Here is a 20,238-nt window from a genome sequence, read left to right as displayed (position 1 = left end):
CCTTGGTTGTCGAGAAGCTGTTGTCGAGAAGCTGTTGAATGATGCAGATTCGCTGACTGTATCGGGCGCGCTACAGCCAGGCCGGGTCGGTGTTGAGGGTGGTGCGGTCCAGGGCTGCCAGCAGGGTGAACTGCACCGCGGTCTTGGGCAGTTCGTAGCGGTAGAAGTATGCCGCAGCGGCTCGTTTGCCGTCGTAGAAGTCCCCGGACTTTCCGCCCACGGCGAGGAGTTGCTCGAGCCACATCCAGGCGATGACGAGATGTCCGGTCGCCTCGAGGTAGGCGGTCGCATTGGCCAGTGACACCGCGACGTCGCCGGCCGACCAGACCGTGGCCGTGGTCGCGACGAGGGTGTCGATCGAATCACGCAGCGCCGCAGCATATTCACTGAGTTCAGGAACCCGGCCTGCGCGGGTGATGGTGTCGCCGATGGTCTCGGCGAGCAGCGCGAGCCCGGCCCCGCCGGCCATCGTGACCTTGCGGCCGAGCAGGTCGAGGCCGTGAATGCCGTGCGCGCCTTCGTGAATGGGATTGAGGCGGTTGTCGCGGTAGTACTGCTCGACCGGGAATTCGCGGGTGTATCCGTAGCCGCCGAGGACCTGGATGGCGAGGTTGTTGGCCTCGAGGCACCACTGCGACGGCCACGACTTGGAGATCGGGGTGAGTACGTCGAGCAGCAGTCCGGCGCGGGCGCTCTCGGTCTCGTCGCCGGTCTGCTGCAGGTCGACGAGCTTGCTGCAGTACAGCCCGAGTGCCAATGCGCCCTCGACATAGGACTTCTGCGCCAGCAGCATTCGCTTGACGTCGGCGTGCTCGATGATCGGGATGGGCTTGGCGTCTGGGTCCTTCTGGTCCACCGGGCGGCCCTGGGTGCGCACCTTCGCGTACTCCAGTGAGGCGAGGTATCCGGCGTAACCCAGTGAGGTGGCGAGGAATCCGACTCCGATGCGGGCCTCGTTCATCATGTGGAACATGTAGGACAGGCCCTTGTGCTCCTCGCCGACCAGGTAGCCGACCGCGCCGGGAGCGGAGCGAGCGGGCGGAGTGGATTCCGCGCCGGGAGCGGAGCGAGCGGGCGGAGTGGATTCCGCGCCGGGAGCGGAGCGAGCGGTGGCAAAACTCCCGTCGCCGAAGTTGAGCAGGCAGTTGGTGGTGGCCCGGTTGCCCATCTTGTGGTTGAGGCCGACCAGCGCGACGTCGTTGCGGGTGCCGTCGGGCAGGAACTTGGGAACGATGAACAGTGAGATGCCTTTGACGCCCGGGCCGCCGCCGGGGGCCTTGGCGAGGACGAGGTGCACGATGTTCTCGCCGAGTTCGTGATCGCCCGCGGAGATCCACATCTTGGTGCCGGTGATGCGGTAGGTGCCGTCGTCGGCGGGGGCGGCCTTGGTGGTGATGTCGGCCAGTGAGGAGCCGGCCTGGGGTTCGGACAGGCACATGGTGCCGAAGTAGCGGCCCTCGATCATGGGGCGAACCCAGGTGTCGATCTGTTCGGGGGTGCCGTATTCGGCGAGGAGGTTGGCGTTGCCGACGGTCAGGAAGGCGTACGACGACATCGCCGCGTTGGCCGCCTGGAACCAGGCCGAGGAGGCGTGGCCGACGACGGTGGGCAGTTGCATGCCACCGAGGGCGTCGTCGAACGAGCCGGCCACCAGGCCGGCCTTGAGGTATTCGTGGATGCCCGCGGTGATCTCGTCGGGCAGTACCACCGTGCCGTCGTCGCCGACGAACGGTTCGTGGGAGTCGCCGAGACGATTGAACGGTGCGAACCGGCTGATCGCGATGTCGGCCGAGAGGTCGAGGACCGCGTCGAAGGTCTCTCGTGAGTGGTCGGCGAAGCGCGGCCTGCTGGTGAGGGATTCGACGTCGAGCCACTCGTAGAGCAGGAATTCGAGGTCGCGCCGCGACAAGGGGTCGGCCATCACATCTCCGTTCGGTCGTGCGTGCACCTAAGCACTCGCTCAGTTATAAGCACTCGCTTATACTGCCCGTAACCCCCCGGATGGGTCAATAGTGCCGGGCGATCACCAACAGGAGGCCGGTTCGAGTGACCACGGTTCGCGTCACGGAATCCGCCGCTGCACAGCGCATTAGGCAGGCAGCCATCGCGTCGTTCGCCGAGTCCGGCTATGCCGGTACCTCGACGCGGCAGATCGCGGCCGGCCTCGGGATGAGTGCGGCGGCGATGTATCCCCATTTCCGCTCCAAAGAGGAACTGCTGTACTCGATCGCGCTGGAGGGGCACCGATCGGTGAACGAGGCGATCGCCGCCGCCGACGACGCGAGTGCGTCGCACACCGAACGGTTGACCGCGGTGGTGGCGGCCTTCGCCGGCTGGCAGGCGCGCCATCAACAACTGGCCAAGGTCGTGCAGTACGAGATGCGGGCGTTGACGCCGTCGCACTTCCGGACGATCGCGGCACTGCGGCGGAAGACCACCGAGATGATCGCGACGATCGTGGCCGGCGGGGTCGAGGCGGGTGAGTTCGCGGCCGACGATCCCGACGACGTCGTCCTCGCGATCTCGTCGCTGTGCGTCGACGTGTGCCGATGGTTCCCCACGCGGACGCACCGGGACCCGGCGACGGTGGGGCAGATGTACGCGCGGATGGCCCTTCGGATGGTGCTCGCGACCTGAGGTCGGCCATCAGTGATCAGTGATCAGTGATCAGTGATCGGTTCCGGGGAACGGGGTGTAGTACTGCCGCGCGGCCGAGGCGACGATCTCGGTGAGTTGTGCATCGTCGAGCGCGGCCGGTGTGCCGGCGCTGACGGACCGGAGGTAGACCTCGCACAGCCAGTCGAGGAGTTCGAGATGCTCGCATGCCGTCTCGATGTTGCTGCCGACCGCGATCGAACCGTGGTTGCGCATGAGGGCGGCGGTGCGCTCGTGCAGAGCGGCGCCCACCAGCTCACTCAGTTCCAGGCTGGTGAAGACGGCATAGGGCGCGACGCGTACGGTGCCGCCGAGCATGGCCGCGGTGTAGTGGATGGCCGGCAGTTCGTCGACGACGGTGCCTGCCGACACCGATGCGATCGAGTGGGCGTGGGCCACCGCGGACACCGAGGTGGTGCGATAGATCTCCAGATGCAGACCGAGTTCACTGGTCGGGCGGTACGGCGTCGGAACCGCGACGACGCCGTCGAGGTCGACGATGACCAGCTGATCCGGTGTGACGGTGTCGAGTCGGCATCCGGTCGGTGTCAGCAGGATGTGGTCGCCGGAGCGGACCGACAGGTTGCCGTCGGTGCGGGAGGTGAGCCCGGCCGAGGCCGCGAGATGATGCGCGGCCGCGCACAGAGAGGCGCGGTGATCGTCGATGCCCACCCCATCGACGTTAGACCCATCGACATGCATGTGGAGGACAAGCGGCTCGATTGTGCCCGAGGTGCGCGGCCGCGGGGCTCACTTCTGGCGTGCCTTGAATCGTGGATTGTTCTTGTTGATGACGAAGACACGGCCGCGTCGTCGGATGACCTGGGCGCCCGGTTGATTCTTGATGGATCGGAGGGATACGCGAACCTTCATGACAGCTCCTTATTGAAAATGACTGTCATGAACAATAGCGCGCGCCGTCGCAAAAAGACGAAATGGGTCGTCGTCAGGTGACGATCCCGAACTCCTTGATCTTGCGGTAGATCGTCGCCCGCGAGATGCCGAGTGCGGCCGCGGCGTCGGCCTTGCTGTTGCCGTTCTCCTCGAGGCTGCGCACGATCGCGTCGCGTTCGAGGGCCTCGATGCGGGTCAGGGTGTGCCGGCTGGTGGTGCGACACCGCGGTGGCAGCTGACCGACGCCGATGACGCCGGAGCGTTGATGGGTGACCACCTCACGCAGTGTCTGGCGCAGTTCGGCCACATTGCCCGGCCACGAATACTTGCTGAGTTGGCGCATCGCATCCGGTGCCACACTCAGTTCACGGCCGCGCGTCAACTGCCGCAGCAACGTCGGCACCAGATCCTGCAGATCCTCGATCCGATGCCGCAGTGGGGGGAGTTCCACGGTGTGGCCGAAGAAGGGCAGCAGCGTGGTCCCCGCCTCGACCGCGGACGCCGCGGTGGTGACGCCGAGCCACCCGGCGTGTTCGCGGCCGGGAAGCAGGTCTGCGATGGCCGCCTGGGCGTCGGCGCCGATGGTGTCGATGTCGCGGATGATGACGCAGAAGCCGTCCCGATCGAGTTCGGTGGCCAGCGCGTCGAGGGTGTCCTCGGCGACGCCCGTGGTGTCGTCGAGGGCGTCGGTGGCGAAGTCGTCGGTGGCGAAGTCGTCGGCGGCGAAGTCGTCGGCGGCGAACACCCGGGTGGTGGCCGGTTGGTAGCGTTCGGCGGCCGCACGCAAGGTCGCGGTCCGCCCCGATCCCGCCTCGCCCGACACCGCGATCCATTGGCCGGCCCGCACGTGACCGACGATCCGCGAACAGCATTGCCGCCACGACGAACTACGCCCCACCACTCCGGGCAGGGTTGCCGTCGGCGTTTTCGGCGCGGCCACCGACGGTGCGGGTGCGGCGTCGACGAGATGCACCCGGAAGACCGCGATCTGCGCACCGTCGTCGCAGTACTCCGACACCGGTGACAGCCGCGCGACCCGCCCGCTGGGCAGCGTGCTCACCCGGCCCGGTGTTCCGCGCGTGGGCGACTGGTCGACGGCGTGCTCGAGGATGGCGAGTTGGTCGGCCGGGTCGACGCTGTGACGCAGGCGCCGGTTCATCAGGACCACGTCGCCGGAGATCGCGAGCACCATGGCATTCGGTGCCCGCCGGCAGGTGGCCAGGTACGCGTTCAACAGTCGTGATTCGCGCTCGCTGGCCTGCGACACCATGCGCTGCACTATCTGCGAGGTCGCTGACTTGGCCAGCGAGAGCAACAACGTCGACGGCTGCTCGAGTTCGCTGCGACAGGTCAGATCGAGAGCGCCGACCACCGCTCCGGAGATCGGATGCACGATCGGCACGCCCGCGCAGGTCAACGGGCCGAGGCTGTCGGCGTAATGCTCCGAGCCGCTGACCACGGTGGGTTGGCGAGTCTCGAGTGCGGTGCCGATGCCGTTGGTGCCCGCGAACTCCTCGCTGTAGCTGTATCCCGGTGCGAGACTCACCTCGTCGAGCATCCGACGCAGTCCGGTACTGGCGGTGGTGCGTGAGAGCACCACGCCGTCGGCCGAGGTCAGGATGATCGACATCGGCTCCGACGACAGATCGCCGGCGAGCTGATCGATGATCGGGCGTGCGGCCGTCATCAACGGCCCGTCGGTGTTCGGTTCCCGGACGAAAGGCAGTTCGAGGCGATCGGCGCGGACATTGAACGCGCGGGATCGCCGCCACGACGTCGAGATCGATTCTCGGACGGCGTCATCGAGTCCGTCGTCGCTCAGGAATTTCTCCCGGGCGCGGGCGACCGTGGCGGTGGACGTACTGGGCTGGGCTGGGGGCTGTGAAATCACCGAGCAAGCGACTCCTCTGTGATCTGTATCTCACCTCTCCGACGAGTCTACCTCGTCGGGGGAAGGGGAGGGCCGACCGCGATCAACGCCGCGAACGGCAGATGCCGTTCGGATCGCGGTCGGCCCAGTCCGGGGCTGGTCGGGAATCACCTCACCGGGCGAACGCGGTGTCCCCGACCGGACAAGATCAGATCAGTTCAGTAGATGTTGGACGGGCGGACCATACCCTCGGCCAGGTCACCGAAACCGGGCGCCGGGATCGCGCCGGGATTGCCCATGACCTCCTCGACCACGGCGGTCTCGGTGGTGATCAGCAGCGCCGCGATGGACGCCGCGCTCTCCAGCGCGGCCCGGGTGACCTTGCACGGATCGATGACGCCCTCGTCGAACATGTCGCCGTAACCACCGGTCAGGGCGTTGAAGCCGTGTCCGAGCGGTAGTCCGGAGACCACCGTGACCACCTCGTCACCGTCGAAGCCGGCGTTGGTGGCGATCCAGCGCAGCGGTTCGGCGAGGGAATCGCGGACGACCTCGATGCCGACCTTCTCGTCGCCGGTGGCCTCGAGGGATTCCAGCGCCCGATGCGCCTGGGCAAGCGCGGTGCCGCCGCCGGAGACGATGCCCGCCTCCACCGCGGCGCGGGTGGCGGCGAGGGCGTCCTCCACCCGCAGCATCCGCTCCTTGAGTTCGACGCTGGTCACACCGCCGACCCGGATCACCGCGACCCGGCCGGTCAATCGTGCGATGCGCAGTTCGAGGGCGTCGCGATCGGCGTCGATGCGGGCACGTTCGAGTTGGGCCTCCAGATGCCGGACCCGGGAGTCGACGAGTTCCTGATCGCCGTGCGCCCCGACGATGGTCGTCTCGTTCTCGGTGACGGTCACCCGATCGCAGGTGCCGAGGTGTTCCATCGACACCTCGTGCAGATCGATGCCGGTGTCCTTGGCGATCACGTGGCCGCCGAGCGCCACCGCGAGGTCCTCGAGTTCGGCGATGCGGCGATGTCCGAAGCCCGGTGCGCGCACCACCACCGACAGCATCGTCTTGTGCATGTTGCCACCGACGAGCAGTTGCAGCGCCGGTCCGTCGACGTCCTCGGCGAGGACAAGCAGCGGGCGGTCGGCGCGTTTGGCCGTCTCGATGGCCGGCATGATCTCCTGCACCGAGGTGATCTTCTTGTTGGTCAACAAGATCACCGGATTGTCCAGGACCGCCTCCATCCGTTCCGGATTGGTGACCATGTAGCCGGAGATGTAGCCGTGATCGAATTCGATGCCGTCGACGACGTCGACGGACAGGCCGAGGGTGTCGCTCTCCTCAGTGGTGATCACCCCGGTCTTGCCGACATGTTCGACGGCGGCCGCGATGACCGCACCGATCACCTCGTCATCGCTGGCGGCCAGCGATGCGATGCGCTCGAGGTCACTGCGACCACCGATCTGAACCGCCTGGGATGACAAGGATTCCAGTACCGCGGCGACGGCCCGTTCGATGCCGCGGCGCACCCGCATCGGGTTCGCGCCGGCCTCGACGGCCCGCAACCCCTCGCGCACCATCGCCTGCGCCAACACGGTTGCGGTGGTGGTGCCGTCACCGACGACACCGTTGGTTTTCATCGCCACCTCCTTGACCAATTGGGCGCCCATGTTGGCGAATGGGTCGCGCAGCTGGATCTCCCGGGCAATGGTGACACCGTCGTTGGTGATCGTCGGGGGACCGGTGAGCTTCTCCAGGACCGCATTACGGCCCTTGGGGCCCAGTGTCACCTTGACCGCGTCGGCAAGGGCGTTCACGCCCCGCTCCAGCCGCAGCCGCGCTTCGGCGTTGTAGCGCAACTCTTTGGCCATGTCGTCAACCTCTTCTCTGTGTTCGGTGTTGTTGTGGTCGGGCTGTATTCAGTTGTCCGCCCGCCCTCCGAGTGCCGACGAGCGAAGCGAGGAGGTGTATCGAGGACACCTCCGTGACTCGACGTGTCAGCCGGGAAGCTCGGGGCAGGTCCCGTGACGGAGTTCTAGGGAATCAGGATCGCGCGGCCCCGCACCCGACCGGCATCCAGATCGTCGAGAGCGCTCTGGTAGTCGTCGAGTGCATAGGTTGCGGTGTGCAGCTTGACCTTTCCCTGCGCGGCGAGGGTCATCAGCTCGGTGAGATCGTTGTAGGAACCGACGAGATTACCGATGAAGTTGATCTCGGTGGAGATGATGTCGATGGTGGGGACGTTGATGTTCTCGCCGTAGCCGACGACGAAGTAGTTGCCCGCCCGGTGCAGCATCGCCACCCCCTCGGCGGTGGCACCACCCTCACCGACGAAGTCGAGGACCGCCTCGGCGCCCTTCCCGTCGGTCAGTGCGAGCACCTGGTCGACTTGAGTGCCGTCGGCGACGATGCCCTTGTGCGCTCCGACTTCGAGAGCCAGGGCCACCGCATCCGGGTTGCGGTCGACCACCACGATGGTCACCCCGGAGATGGCGGCGAGCAGCTGAATCCCGATGTGCCCCAGGCCACCTGCGCCGATGACCACGCAGGTGTCGCCGGGACGCGTCATCCGGGCCACCTTGGCCGCGGCGTGATAGGCGGTCAGGCCCGCATCGGCGAGCGCGGCCACATCCGACGGCTCGAGTGAATCGTCGATCTTGACGACGCTGCGGGCGGTGGTCTTGAGATAGTCGGCGTAGCCGCCGTCGGTGTCGATCCCGGGGAACTGGTTGTTCTCGCAGTGGACGTCGTCGCCGTCGCGGCAGGCCCGGCACAGTCCGCAGGTGATCAGCGGATGCAGGATCACCTTGTCGCCGACGGAGACGTTGGTGACCGCATCTCCGATCGCCTCCACCCAGCCGGCGTTCTCGTGTCCGATGGTGTAGGGCAGTGTGACACCGCTTTTCGCCTCCCACTGACCTTCCAGGATGTGCAGATCGGTGCGGCACACCCCGGCCCCGCCGATCCGCACGATCACGTCGAGCGGACCGGTGATCGTCGGGTCGGGGATCTCGTTGAGTTGCAGTTTGTCGTGATATCCGACGACCTGGACGGCTCTCATGATGACCTCTCCTGAAGGAAATTGCTGTCGGGGAGTGCGCGGGTGCGCACGTTGGTGATGACCGGTCCGCTGGTGCCGTCGCATGCATCGTCGTCGGCGTAGCGGGTGGCGAGTAGGCCGCGGCAGAAGTGCGAGTTGCCCTCCACCGAGATCCGCACCGACCGTGCGAATCTCAGCCGCACCGGCACCTGCTCCGGTGGCAACGGACTGCCGTCCTCGTCTACTACGACCCGGCAGTTCGGGCACACACCCAGACCGATCTGTACCCGTCGCCGTAGCAGTGCGTACTTCGCGGGCCCGTCGGGCAGGTCCCGCAGCAGCAGATGCTCGCAGTCGGCGGCGGTGGCCGCCCCCGAGGCTATGAGCGCACTGACCGCGCGTTCCATCGACGCGGTGTGGGCCTTGCGCAGGAAGGTCATCCGCAATTCTTCGAGATCCTGCTCGGCCTCGACCCCGAAGGTGCCCTTGTAGCCGGCGTGCGCGGCCAGACCGGCGTTGATCTTGTCCGAGTCGTGGTGATCATCGAGCATCACCCGCACCTGACCGACGTCCTCGATGTCCTCGAGGGCATCCAGCGAATCCGAGGCCATCAGGTACGCGAAGTTCGGTGAACAGAAGGACGTGGGCAGCCGCAGATGGACGGTGACCCCGTCGTCGTCGATGAAAACCGAACGGACGAAGTTCAATTCGGTGATGGGTTGGTCGAGTTCCGGATCGAGAACGGTATCGAGTGCGCCCAGCACGGCGTCTGTCATCATCACCGTGTCCTCGATCTGCACCGTCCCGCTTTCGACGTGGTGGCGGTCCGACAGCGCGGTCATGCGTTCACCGCCTCCTGCGCGCCGGCCGCCACCTCCGCACCGGGATCGGCGGCGTCGGTGGGGATCCGCAGCTCCTCGGGAACCTCGATGTGCGGATACAGCGCTGCGGCGTTGAGGCCGAGGATCTTCCGCTTCTGATCGGTGGTGATCGGCGCGTATTCGGTCATGTCCTCGGGGATCTGGAAATCCACGAACCGTTCGACGAGCCACTGCGGGGTCCACAGCGCGTAGTCGCTGGCGAAGAGGATCTTGTCCTCGCCGATCCAGTAGAGGAGTTCGCCGATGATCTGCGCGAAGTAGCGGGGCCGGGTGTGGATGAACGGGATCGCCACGGCCAGTCCGCCGTACACGTTGGACTCCTGGGTGGCGATCCAGCAGAAGTCCTCCAGGCGGGGCAGGCCGACGTGCTCGATGATGAAGTTGAGGTCGAGGTAGTCGGTGGCCACCTTGTCGACGTCGGCGACATCGAAGGCGTCGCGATCGAGCGGACGGATCGTCGGTCCCTTGTGTACGTGAACGTTCTTGATACCCAGCTCGATGCACTCCTCGAGGTAGCGTCGCGACCAGTGATCGTCGAGTTTGTACCCGCGGGAATCGCCGTGCCATTCGGCGGTGTAGAGCTTGACGCCCTTGAGGTCCATGGTCTCGGCGTCACGACGCAACTGCTCGAGGCCGTCCTCGCCGTCGCGCGGATCGTAGGCGTGGTTGTAAGTGAGCTTGCCCGGATTGTCCTGGCACAGCTTGAGTGAATCGTCCACCTGCGCAAAGCCGTTGACGTAGAAGTCCTTGAGGATCGTGGCCTGGAAGATCGCGTGGTCGGCCGGCCCGTCGACGAAGAGATCCTGCATGAGCCGTTCGGGACCGTAGTAGCAGTAGGTGTCGTAGTCCCACAGCTCCGATTCCGGGCTCAGGTTGCGGTGGTAGTCGTAGAAGCAGTCGATGAACTGCTTGCCATGGATGTTGCGGTGGTTGGACTCGCGTCCGTCCCAGAGGTGCACATGGGCATCTACGATGAAATACTTCTCGCCGTTCTTCTCATACATCGGTCTCACTCGCTCTCTCGCGGCGTTGACGGGGCTGTGGGGGCTGGTACTGGGCTGAAAACTGTGGGGCTGAAAACTGTGGGGCTGGAAACTGTTGGCTGAGAGGTGGATCGGATGGAATTCGCCGCCGGGGCCGACAAGGGGGCGGGCGGGGCCCCGGCGGCGAAGTCTGATCCGCTACCCGATCAGGAAGCGGTGAGGTCGAAGCCGATGAACTCGGCCGCGTCCTCCGGGCTGGCGAACAGGATGGTCTGTTCGTCGAGGTGCACCATCCGTCCGTAGTGGGTGGAGCTGATCTCCTCGAAGATCGACCCGTCGAATTCCTGGCCGAGGGCGTCGGTCAGTTCGTCGTAGTCGAAGATGAGGCGGTTGACGCCGTCGACGCGGATCATCGACGGGTACTCGGTGAGTTCGACGCCGTCCTTGGCGCCCATCACGTCGGCAACGATCCGGCCGATGGGGGTGTTCATCAGCGTCACCCCACACATGTTGGAGAACTCGGTGTCGGCCCCGAATTGCATTGTGCTCACTTGTTCAGCTCCTCTGGGATGTCGAGGCCGATGGCGGTCAGCACGTCGGCGAACTTGGTCTTGGCGTGATCGAGGCTGGAGGAGAAGGTGACCGACTTGTCCGCCGGCTGCGACCAGATCGGCTGGAGTCCGCGGGCCGCGTCGAGGCAGCGTGGTACCCACACCGCCATCCAGTCGGCGAACAGCTTCTGGTTGTCGACCCCGTACTTCTCGTCGCGCGCGAGCATCTGGAACAGTGCGCGGGAGTAGTTGAGATCGCGGTCGTAGTCGTACTCACCGGTGCCGACGATCGTCGGGGTGATGTAGTCGCCGTTGCGGGCGGCCACCTGCATCACCAGTTCCGACCGGAAGAGCGAGCCGACGAGCTGCTCGAAGACGATGTTGGAGCAGAACAGCAACTCGGCCCAGTCGCCGATCGCGGTCAGTCGTTCCACGGCCTCGCGGGTGGGCTGCCATTCCGGGGCGGACTGCCAGACCTCCTTGTGTGCCGATCCGTCGAAGGCCTCCTCGGCATCGGCCAGGTCGAGGTTGAACAGGGCCAGATCCTGGGCGAACCGCAGCTTGTGGGCGGCGTTCACGCAGACCGCGTTGTTGATCATGTTGGTCGGCGCGGAACGCTGGATCGAGGTGAACACGTGCAGGCCCATGCCGCTCTCGGCATGCATCCAGGCACCGAGGTTGCGTTCGATGAACTTGAGCCAGGCCGAATTCCAGCCGTCGTAGGCGCGGGCGCGTTTGGCATTCTGAAGACACAGGTCGACCTGATGGACCACCGCCGAGTTGTTGCGGTAGATCGTCTGCTCCCATTCCTCGTTGGGGTCGAGGAACTGATGCCAGTTGGACGACTGCGCCGACGTCCACTCCTTGGGGTAGCCGCCCGGGCCATCGCCGAAGCCGTAGATCCAGCCTTGGGTCAGGTGGCGTTCGGGATCGGGCTGGACGTCGATGGTGACGTCCTCGTAGATCGTGGCCCGCTTCTTGGCCGGCTGATAGTAGTTGTACTTGCGGCTGCGGCTGCTCGGGAATTCCCGTGCGCCGGCCTCGGCGTCGGTGAACTCGATGGAGGGGAAGCTGCGTTCCCGTGGTTGTGCTGGTGCGGACATACCTTTCGTTCCTGTCGTTCAGGCGGACTCGGCGACCAGGGGTCAGGAGTCGAATGCCGGGCTGGTGAACTTGTCGTAGAAGATCTGGTCTCTGGGCATCGAATGTTGTTCAGCCAGTGCGAGAGCCGCGTCGACCATGGGTGGGGGACCGCAGAAATACACCTCCGTTCGGGCCAGGTCGGCTTCGTTGTCGTTGACGATGTCGGTGACGTTGCCCGCCGCGACGGTGACGCCGTCGGGGGCACCGTCGACCGATTCCGACAGGCAGGCGGTGAAGGTGAAGTCGGCGATCTTCTCACCGAGAGTGGCGATCTCGTCGAGATAGAACAGATCGTCGGCGGTGCGTGCGCCGTAGTAGAAGCGCACCGGCCGGCTCAGGCCGGTCTCACTGATGTGGCGTACCAGGGAGAGAAGTGGTGCCATGCCGGCACCGCCGCCGATCGCGACGATCGGCAGCACATGACCGCTGCGCAGGGTGCAGGAACCGTACGGGCCGTTCACCTTGATCTCGTCGCCGACCGACAGTCCGTCCTCGAGCATGCCGGCGAACAGACCGCCGGGATACTTCTTGATCAGGAATTCCAGGCGGTCGGGGGTGGCCTGGGTGGTGGCGATGGAGAAGGACCGCTTCTCCTCGGTGCCCGGTACGAAGAGGTCGACGTACTGACCCGATTTGAACTCGATGGTCTCGGGTTCGACGACGTCGAGCTTGAGCGAGACGATGTCCCGGGTCATCGGTTCGATCGCCGCGACGCGGGTGAGCACATCCTGGATGGGTGCGCCGCCGAGCAGCTCGTCCTCGTCGAAGTTGAGGAGTTCGATCTCGCAGTCGCTGTATGCGTATGTGCGACAAAGGAGTACGTACCCCTCGGCCTCTTCGGAGTCGTTGCAGGCAAAGGTGGAGTAGTCGTCCATCTGCACGTCACCGTCGAGCATGTAGGACTTGCAGGCCGAACACCGTCCCTCCCGGCATCCGTGCATGAGGTGGATCCCCTGCCGGAATGCGGCGTCGAGGATGGTCTCGTCCTCGGTCACCTCCATCTCGATGTCGACGGGTTCGAAACTGATCCGATGCGTATCGGCCATGAAATCTCCTGGGCTGGGGCGGTCGATTCCTGATCCGCGTGCCCGTCGGTCGAGTAGTCGCCCCACGGGGCTCGGACCACTCGACCGACGGACGCAGACGGGTCAGACCGTGACGGCGCCGTTCTTGTTGGCCATGTACGCGGCGATGTGCGACTGGCGTTCGTCGTCACTCATCTCGTTCAGCAGCACGTTGGGGCTGGCGAACGGGATGCCGCGGACGTCGTCGAGCGTCCACATCTTCTTCGGATCGAGATCCAGATGCGGCTGCGGGATGAGCGTCTTGCCGTCGTCACGGACGTAGCCGAGATCGGTGATGATGTCGGCGAGATCCTTGCCGTGGTGCAGGGTCTCCCATTCACGGAATCCGGTGAGGCGTCCCATGTTCGGGGTCGGCCGGCCCTCGTACTCGGGGCGGAAGGCCACCTTATCGGTCCACGCGCAGGTCTCCGAGCAGTAGGTGCGCCACTGGCCGTCGACCTTGTCGGTGACCATGTCCTCACGGATGAGGCACGGCACCATGCAGGTCCAGCAGCGGTGCGGGTACTCGTAGTCGACGTCCTCGAAGGCGATCGGCTTGTTCTTGCCCGGGTAGGCGAGACGGTTGTAGTTCTCCCACCACTTGCCGAACTTGTTGTACCACCCGGGGTACTTCTCCTCGAACCACTCGAAGTCGGTGTCGGTCATGGCGTCGATGCGCCAGTAGTTGACCGGCCAGCCGGTGGCGAAGAAGCGGGCGACCTCATGCACATAGTGCTTGTTGACGATCCGGTTCCAGGCCTCCTCGACGAGGTCGTGGGGGATGGTCAGGCCGTACTTCTCCAGCGGGAGCAGGTAGCTGCGGTAGTAGTCGTCGTAGATCCACCGACGCCACATCTCGGCGTAGCTCTCGCGGTCCTTGCGGCGGTCCTTGGTGCCGTACTCGATGAAGGTGCCGATCGCGGCGTCGACCACACAGTGGTTGTTCCACCAGGCGTAACGCAGATCGCGTTCCAGCAGTGGACGATTGCGCTCGTCGGCCAGGGCCATCAGCAGGATGGAGTAGCCGTTGGAGATGTGGCGCGATTCGTCGGACTGCACCGAGTGGAAGACCGTCGGCAGCAGGTAGTCGCCGTTGGCGGCGGCCTCGTCGGGCATGGCGACGAACAGTGTGTTGGTGAATGCGGTCTCGGCGACCACCGTCAGGTAGATGTTGGCGGCGGTGATGGCGTCGCCGGTGATGAAGCCCTCACCGAACTGGCGGCCGATGGTGCCGGCGTAGTTGTTGGCGAACGCCTTCTCGGTGATGTCGAACCCGGCCGGATCGACGTAGTTGTTCATGTACAGCTTCTTGAGATTCATCTGGATCGTCGAGTGCCGGACCTCGTCGATCATCTGCACCGCGAGACCGTTGTGGATCTCGGGGTTGGGTACCGCGTCGATGGCCATAGGCATCGCGCGGGCGGCCGAGATCTCCGGGAACGGGATGATCGACAGGAACAGCTTCTGCCATTCCAGCCAGCGTTCCTGCACCTGACGGAACATGTTGCCGCGGATGGCACCGTCCATCGCGCCGTAGACGCGGTTGTCCTTCTCCTCCTCCATCGGGAAGTACGACCGCATGATCTGCTTGAGCGGATCCTTCTTCGGTGCCTTCTCAAAGGTGTAATCGGTTCCGAACCGGGTTGCCGGGGTGGCGAAGGTGGGCTCCCACGACAGCTCGGTGATCTTCGCATGGGCCTTGGTCAAGCTCTGCCTGCTCAATGTGCGCCTCCTGTAGAAGAGCCGGCTACGTGCCGGCCTGCGGGCTGAAGCGCTATTGATACAACCTCGTGATGGCAATCACACCCGTCTCACTGTGAGACTGACCACACATTCACTGACTTGGATCGGTGGTGTGGCGGGGGTCGCCGTCACCATCATCGAGCGAACAGCAGTCGACATCGCCTGTGCCACAGCCACCTTCCCGCAGGCACTCGCCGTCTTCGACTCCGCGCTGCGCCTCGGGGCGAAGCCTGCGCGAGAAGGCCCGCGAGGACAAGCTCCGCAGCATGGACGTCATGGTCATCGGCTGGACGTGGGCAGACCTCGAGGCCGGCCGCGTCGTCGAACTCATCGGTCAGTGGCTGGTCCAACTGGAGATGATGGCGTTATGAGCCGGGTCACCCACCGCCAACAGCACGTGGGTCGTGTATGCGAACGTGGAGGCGCTAGCACTCATATTCTCCAACAGAACCCACGTTCTCCGGCGGTGCCGCTCAGCGCTGCGGCGGGAGCTCCAGGGCGCGGGAGTGTCGCATCCGCCAGGTCAGGAACGCCACGCCCAGACGCGCCCGGCCCATACCGTCCAACGGGTCGAAACCCAATCCGGCACTGACGTTTTCGAGCCTTGTCTGCATGGTCGAGTGATGGATGTCGAGCGCTCGGGCGGCCTGCCGGACGCTGGAGGCATCGAGCAGCGCGGCGATGGTTGGGCGCGCCCACGCGTGCGTCATGAGCGACTCCAGGCTGTCGGCGTCGGGGTTGCGGGCGTCCGACGGTGACTCGGCCAGCAGGTGGACGAGACCGCCGTACTCGGCCGCGTCGACGACGGTGGTGGTGGGTCGCTCGCACAGCTGCAGGGCGATCAGGGCCGTGCGAAACGAGTCGGCCAGGCCGTCGATCGTCGTCGCGACGCCCAGCCCGCACGGTGTCGATGGGGCGACCGACACGTTGAGATCCCCGGGGGCGATCACGGCGTGGATGGTGCCGATGGCGGTGGCGGTCACATCGGCCGGCCACGACGGATGGCTGGACCAGTCGGCGAACAGCGGCGTCGCCAGTGCACGGTAGGACGCGGTCGGGGACAGATGCAGCCGCGCCGCCGCCTCACGTCGGCGATCGAGATCGGCGTCGCGATCGAGCAGCCGCGCGACGTCGCGGGTGGCGCCGCCCGACCCTCCCGAGTATCGGATTCCGACGGCCAGCGCCAAACGCTCCACGATGATGGCGTCGTTGGCCAGTTCGGGGCCGTGACGTTCCAGCCACACCCGGGTGGCAACGCCGCCGGTGCCCGCGTCGACCTCCAGCGCGTGCACCTCGCCGGGCGCATCACCGCTCAGGGCCTCACCGAGTACCGACACCCGCGTCACCGCATCGCCGCGGCGCACTCCGGCGGGGCATCCGGCCAGGGCGGCGGCGGTGGCGAGCAGTCCGTGCAGGTTGACGTTGCCCACCACGAGTTCGTCGAAGCAGGCGATCACCCGCAGGCCGAGGCTCGCGGACGGGTCCAGCGCCGCGATCCGTCCGAGGAGTTCCTGCACGTGTGGGTGTCCTTGTCGTCTCTGTCGGCGTCGTCGCTGTCGGCGTCGTCTCTGTCGGCGTCGTCTCTGTCGGCCGACGATGATGCGTCGGCCGGGGTGCGCGCTCCAGTGTCTCGCGCACGGTGCGATCGCGCCGGGAAATCGTTGGGTGCGACTCCCGGCGCGATCGAACGCCGTGTCAGCCCTCGAACGCCGTGTCAGCCCTCGAGCGCGCCGTACACGGCGGTCTCGAAGTCGAGATACCCGCCCACCGAGTTGGCATCGGCGAAGGGGAGGATCTGGGTGGCCCAGTAGCCGCCGATCTTGTTGCGCCGATCGATCCAGTAGTAGAGATTCGCCAGACCCGCCCAGGCCAGGGAGCCGGCCGGACGGCCCGTGGGGGCGACCTCGTCGTTGAGCATGAAGGTCAACGCCCACGACTTGGGCATGCCGGGGAAGAACTCGGCGTCGTTGGACAGGCTCGGGATGACGCCGGGCAGCATCTTCACCTTCAGTTCGCCGAGATGGTTCTGCTCGGCCAGTGACACCGTCTCGGCACGCAGGATCTGCTCCCCGGAATCCGAGCGGCCGTCGTTGAGCCACATCCGGATGAAGGTGAGGTAATCACCGACCGTCGAATACAGGCCGTGCCCACCCATGTGCACCTCCGGATCGTCCGGCAGGGCGAAGTCGTGATCGGGGGTCAGCGAGCCGTCGGCGTTGCGGTGATGCATGGTGGCGGTGCGCGCACGCATGTCGTCGGTGCGGGTGAACGCGGTGTCGGTCATTCCGAGAGGCTCGAGGATCTCGGTGCGCATCACCTCGCCGAGGCGTTTGCCGGTGATGGCCTCGATGACCAGTCCCGTCCAGTCGATGTTGGAGCCGTATTCCCACTGTGTTCCGGGGTCGAACAACAGCGGCGACTGGAGTGCGGCCATGCTGGAGGTCACGATGCTCGGCTGTCCGTGTTCGGTGGCCAGTCGGGCGTACGTTTCGTTGAAGAAGTCGTAGCCGAAGCCTGCTGTGTGAGTGAGCAATTGGCGTGTGGTGATATCGGACTTCGGGGCGCGCAGTCGGGGTTGGCCGGCGTCGTCGAAGCCCTCGATCACCTGGATCTCGCCGATCCGCGGTTCGTAGTCGCGGGCGGGTGCGTCGAGGTCGAGCTCGCCGCGTTCGAGCAACTGCAGCGCGGCGGTCCCGGTGATCGCCTTGGTGGTCGAGAAGATCGCGAACACCGAGTCGGTGCTCATCGGGGTGTCCTCGTCGAGCGCTCGCAGACCCGATGCGCTCAGATGGATCGTCTCGCGGTCGGTGGTGACGCCGGCGACCACACCGGGCACTCGATCGTCGCCGGTGGATGCGGCTGCCACGACGGCGTCCGCGGCGTCGGCGACCCGCTTGGAACTGACGATGGGTGTACTCATGGTGATTCCTCTTTCTCGTGAAGCGGATGGGGCGGTGGAAAGTTGTCCCGGGTTCTCGACGAGGTCAGTCGGCGAGCATGCGGGCAATCCAGGCGAATCTGGTGTGCAGCATGGATTTCGCCAGGGCGGTGTGCGGGGCGAAGATGTCGCAGGCGTGAAATGCGCCGGGCCACACGTGGAGTTCGGTATTGACCCCCGCACCCCACAGGGCTCCGGCGTAGTCGATGGCCTCGTCGCGGAAGATCTCGCAGTCGCCGACGTCGATGAACGCGGGCGGCAAACCGGTGAGATCGGTGGCTCGTGCCGGGACGGCGAGCGGACTGACCTCGGGTGACCGGTAGGCATCGCCGAGGTATGCGCGCCAACCGGTTTCGTTGGATACCCGATCCCACACTCCGACGCCGTCGAATTGTGTTGTCGATGGCGCGATTCCGCGGTCGTCGAGCATGGGATAGCTGAGCATTTGGGCGCGAATCGCCGGGCCGTCGCGTTCGCGTGCGGCCAGGGCCAGGCCGGCCGCCAGCCCGCCGCCCGAGCTCGCGCCGGCGACCATCAGCCGTCGCAAGTCGATTCCGAGTGAATTCGACTGGCCGGCAGTCCATTCGAGGGTCGCGTACATGTCCTCGCGGGCATAGGGATCCCGGTACTCGGGGGCCAGGCGGTATTCGGGCGTGATCAGGACGGCGCCGAGACGCTCCACCCAGTCCAGCGTCGCGTCGAGCGCGTTGAACCGGTCGCCGAACATCAGGCCACCGGAGTGGGCGTAGACGATGACGGGCCGCTCTCCGTTGGCTCGGGGTGATCGGAACACCGACACCGTGATCGGGTCGCCGCGGTATCCGGGGACCTCATAATCGGTGTGGGTGACCTCTCGGCCGTGCATTGTCTCGTCGACGGGGCGGGAGGCATAGGACTGCCGCATGAAACCGATCAGCTCGGGTGTGACGGTGGGTGGGAACATTCCGCCGACGACGGCGAGACCGGCCCGCAGCTCGGGATCGAACTCGGGCCTCGGACGTGTCATGGGTCACAGTCTAGGCAGGGTTGTGGAGTGCCCGGTACCGCCGACCCGACGCGAAATCGGTGGTTGATGCCCGCCGGATGGCGGGTGGGGAAATGTCGGACCGGCCCGTAGCTCAGATGCACGACGCCGTTGTCGAAGGATTCCTGGTCCAGTGGCTGCAAGCCCGCCTCGCCGGTGCCGTCGAACAACCGGGCGCCCGCACCGAGGATGACGGGTAGACGAGCAGGTGCAGTTCGTCGATCAGGCCGTCCGACGGCATCGCGCGCACCAGTTGGCCGCTGCCGCTGAGCCGGTGGTGATGCGGTGAGGTCAGGAGGATGGACCGATCCCGGCTCCGGAACTCATCGCGCGGTACGCCGACGTCTCGAATTCCATGGCCGAGTGCAGGGCCACCGGATCGGCGAACGGGAACAGTTGGGTCGCCCACACACCGGCGATCTGCGCCCGACGGTCGATCCAGAAGTAGGTGTTGGCCAGACCCGCCCAGCCGAGGCTGCCCGCGGTCCGGCCGGTCGGGGCGTCGAGCTCGTTGGTCATCGCGACGAGTGACCAGCCCTTGCGGAGGCCGGGGAAGAACTCCATGTCGTGTGTGCGTCGGGGATCGATCCCGGGAAGCGCCGTCACGGCGAGATCGCCGAGCTGATTGGCCGTGGCTGCGCCCACGGTGTCGGGGCGCAGGATCTGCTCGCCGTCGTCGGATCGACCGTCCGACAGCCACATTCGCAGGAAGCGCAGGACGTCGTCGACCGTCGAATACAGTCCCTGACCACCGAGATCGACCGCGGGAGCGTCCGGCCGGGTCGGTCGTCGCAGCGGTTTGAGGCTGCCGTCGGGTAGCCGTGCATGCAGACTCGCGGCCCGCTCGAGCATCGCATCGTCACGCGCAAACGCGGTGTCGCGCATGCCCAGTGGGTCGAGAAGACGTTCGCGCATGACCTCGCCGAGTCGGCGTCCGGCGACGGCCTCGATCACCAGGCCCACCCAGTCCAGGCCGATCCCGTACAACCACCGGGTCCCCGGATCGAAGACCAGGGGAGTGCCCAGCGACTCGACGCTGCCGGCGGCGACGTCGGGAACCGACAGTGCCTCTGCCGCGCGGGACGTCGCCTCGTCGAAGAAGGTGTAGCCGAAACCGGATGTGTGCGTGAGCAACTGCCGGGTGGTGAACGACGTTCGGGGCGGCCGGAGTCGGACTGTGCCGTCGGCCTCGAATCCGTCGAGCACCTCGACGCCGCGAAGGCGGGGCTCGTACTCGGCGGCCGGGACGTCGAGATCCAGGAGTCCGTCGTCGGCGAGCTGAACGGCGACGGTCGCCGTCAACGACTTGGTGACCGAATACATCGCGAGGATCGCGTCGGTGCGCAACTCCTCGGGTTCGCCGACCGTCCGCGGACCGTGCGCATCGAGGTGGATCGTGGCGTCGCGGTTGGTGACCCCGGTGATGACGCCGGGCAGTGTCGGATCGTGGCTCAT

17 protein-coding genes and 1 pseudogene are annotated in these 20,238 nt (G+C 66.0%); 1 reads left to right on the top strand and 17 read right to left on the bottom strand.

Annotated elements, in window-relative coordinates:
- Window positions 1-70: 70 nt before the first annotated feature.
- Window positions 71-1,921, bottom strand: coding sequence for an acyl-CoA dehydrogenase (locus ACWDPV_RS12815; protein WP_449743253.1), 1,851 nt, complete (start codon window positions 1,919-1,921; stop codon window positions 71-73).
- Between the two features lie 125 nt (window positions 1,922-2,046).
- Between ACWDPV_RS12815 and ACWDPV_RS12810 the strand changes: the two genes are divergently transcribed.
- Complete coding sequence (locus tag ACWDPV_RS12810) at window positions 2,047-2,637, top strand: TetR/AcrR family transcriptional regulator (protein WP_348804427.1); 591 nt, start codon at window positions 2,047-2,049, stop codon at window positions 2,635-2,637.
- A 30-nt stretch (window positions 2,638-2,667) separates the two neighbouring features.
- On the opposite strand, the gene ACWDPV_RS12805 is transcribed toward ACWDPV_RS12810, so the two are convergent.
- The 16 genes and pseudogenes from ACWDPV_RS12805 to ACWDPV_RS12730 form a co-directional block, all read right to left on the bottom strand.
- On the bottom strand, window positions 2,668-3,327 hold the full coding sequence (locus ACWDPV_RS12805; RefSeq protein WP_449743252.1) for a class II aldolase/adducin family protein: 660 nt from the start codon (window positions 3,325-3,327) through the stop codon (window positions 2,668-2,670).
- Between the two features lie 78 nt (window positions 3,328-3,405).
- Complete coding sequence (ykgO, locus tag ACWDPV_RS12800) at window positions 3,406-3,528, bottom strand: type B 50S ribosomal protein L36 (protein ID WP_348804425.1); 123 nt, start codon at window positions 3,526-3,528, stop codon at window positions 3,406-3,408.
- A gap of 73 nt (window positions 3,529-3,601) precedes the next feature.
- Complete coding sequence (locus tag ACWDPV_RS12795; protein WP_449743251.1) at window positions 3,602-5,440, bottom strand: sigma-54-dependent Fis family transcriptional regulator; 1,839 nt, start codon at window positions 5,438-5,440, stop codon at window positions 3,602-3,604.
- A gap of 197 nt (window positions 5,441-5,637) precedes the next feature.
- Window positions 5,638-7,287: a chaperonin GroEL gene (gene groL / locus ACWDPV_RS12790; protein ID WP_348804423.1), complete on the bottom strand. Its 1,650-nt coding sequence runs from the start codon at window positions 7,285-7,287 to the stop codon at window positions 5,638-5,640.
- Window positions 7,288-7,451: 164 nt separating this feature from the next.
- Complete coding sequence (locus ACWDPV_RS12785) at window positions 7,452-8,477, bottom strand: NAD(P)-dependent alcohol dehydrogenase (RefSeq protein ID WP_449743250.1); 1,026 nt, start codon at window positions 8,475-8,477, stop codon at window positions 7,452-7,454.
- Window positions 8,474-9,298 carry an iron-sulfur cluster assembly protein gene (locus ACWDPV_RS12780; RefSeq protein ID WP_425476220.1) on the bottom strand — a complete coding sequence of 275 codons (825 nt, stop codon included), beginning with the start codon at window positions 9,296-9,298 and terminating at the stop codon, window positions 8,474-8,476. Before ACWDPV_RS12780 ends, ACWDPV_RS12785 begins: the two co-directional genes overlap by 4 nt.
- Window positions 9,295-10,341, bottom strand: coding sequence for an amidohydrolase family protein (locus tag ACWDPV_RS12775; RefSeq protein ID WP_348804421.1), 1,047 nt, complete (start codon window positions 10,339-10,341; stop codon window positions 9,295-9,297). The genes ACWDPV_RS12780 and ACWDPV_RS12775 overlap by 4 nt, the downstream gene beginning before the upstream one ends.
- 185 nt (window positions 10,342-10,526) lie before the next feature.
- Window positions 10,527-10,862, bottom strand: coding sequence for a propane 2-monooxygenase effector subunit MimD (mimD, locus tag ACWDPV_RS12770; protein ID WP_348809272.1), 336 nt, complete (start codon window positions 10,860-10,862; stop codon window positions 10,527-10,529).
- A gap of 5 nt (window positions 10,863-10,867) precedes the next feature.
- Entirely contained in the window at window positions 10,868-11,974 is a 1,107-nt protein-coding gene (locus ACWDPV_RS12765; RefSeq protein WP_348809257.1) for an aromatic/alkene monooxygenase hydroxylase subunit beta, read from the bottom strand.
- A gap of 42 nt (window positions 11,975-12,016) precedes the next feature.
- A complete protein-coding gene (locus ACWDPV_RS12760; protein ID WP_449743249.1) occupies window positions 12,017-13,060 on the bottom strand; it encodes a 2Fe-2S iron-sulfur cluster-binding protein in 1,044 nt (347 codons plus the stop codon).
- A gap of 102 nt (window positions 13,061-13,162) precedes the next feature.
- Entirely contained in the window at window positions 13,163-14,800 is a 1,638-nt protein-coding gene (locus ACWDPV_RS12755; RefSeq protein ID WP_348809259.1) for an aromatic/alkene/methane monooxygenase hydroxylase/oxygenase subunit alpha, read from the bottom strand.
- 494 nt (window positions 14,801-15,294) lie between these two features.
- Window positions 15,295-16,338 carry a helix-turn-helix domain-containing protein gene (locus tag ACWDPV_RS12750; RefSeq protein WP_449743248.1) on the bottom strand — a complete coding sequence of 348 codons (1,044 nt, stop codon included), beginning with the start codon at window positions 16,336-16,338 and terminating at the stop codon, window positions 15,295-15,297.
- 197 nt (window positions 16,339-16,535) lie between these two features.
- On the bottom strand, window positions 16,536-17,741 hold the full coding sequence (locus ACWDPV_RS12745; protein WP_449743247.1) for a serine hydrolase domain-containing protein: 1,206 nt from the start codon (window positions 17,739-17,741) through the stop codon (window positions 16,536-16,538).
- 64 nt (window positions 17,742-17,805) lie between these two features.
- A complete protein-coding gene (locus ACWDPV_RS12740; RefSeq protein ID WP_449743246.1) occupies window positions 17,806-18,765 on the bottom strand; it encodes an alpha/beta hydrolase fold domain-containing protein in 960 nt (319 codons plus the stop codon).
- A 107-nt stretch (window positions 18,766-18,872) separates the two neighbouring features.
- Window positions 18,873-19,054 (bottom strand): annotated as a pseudogene (locus ACWDPV_RS12735) (dihydrofolate reductase family protein); the annotation flags it as partial.
- A 20-nt stretch (window positions 19,055-19,074) separates the two neighbouring features.
- Window positions 19,075-20,238, bottom strand: coding sequence for a serine hydrolase domain-containing protein (locus ACWDPV_RS12730; RefSeq protein WP_449743245.1), 1,164 nt, complete (start codon window positions 20,236-20,238; stop codon window positions 19,075-19,077).

This window comes from Gordonia sp. NPDC003504 (genome assembly GCF_053587995.1).
Note: the sequence above shows the minus strand (reverse complement) of the source record. Positions and strands in the feature narration are given on the sequence as shown.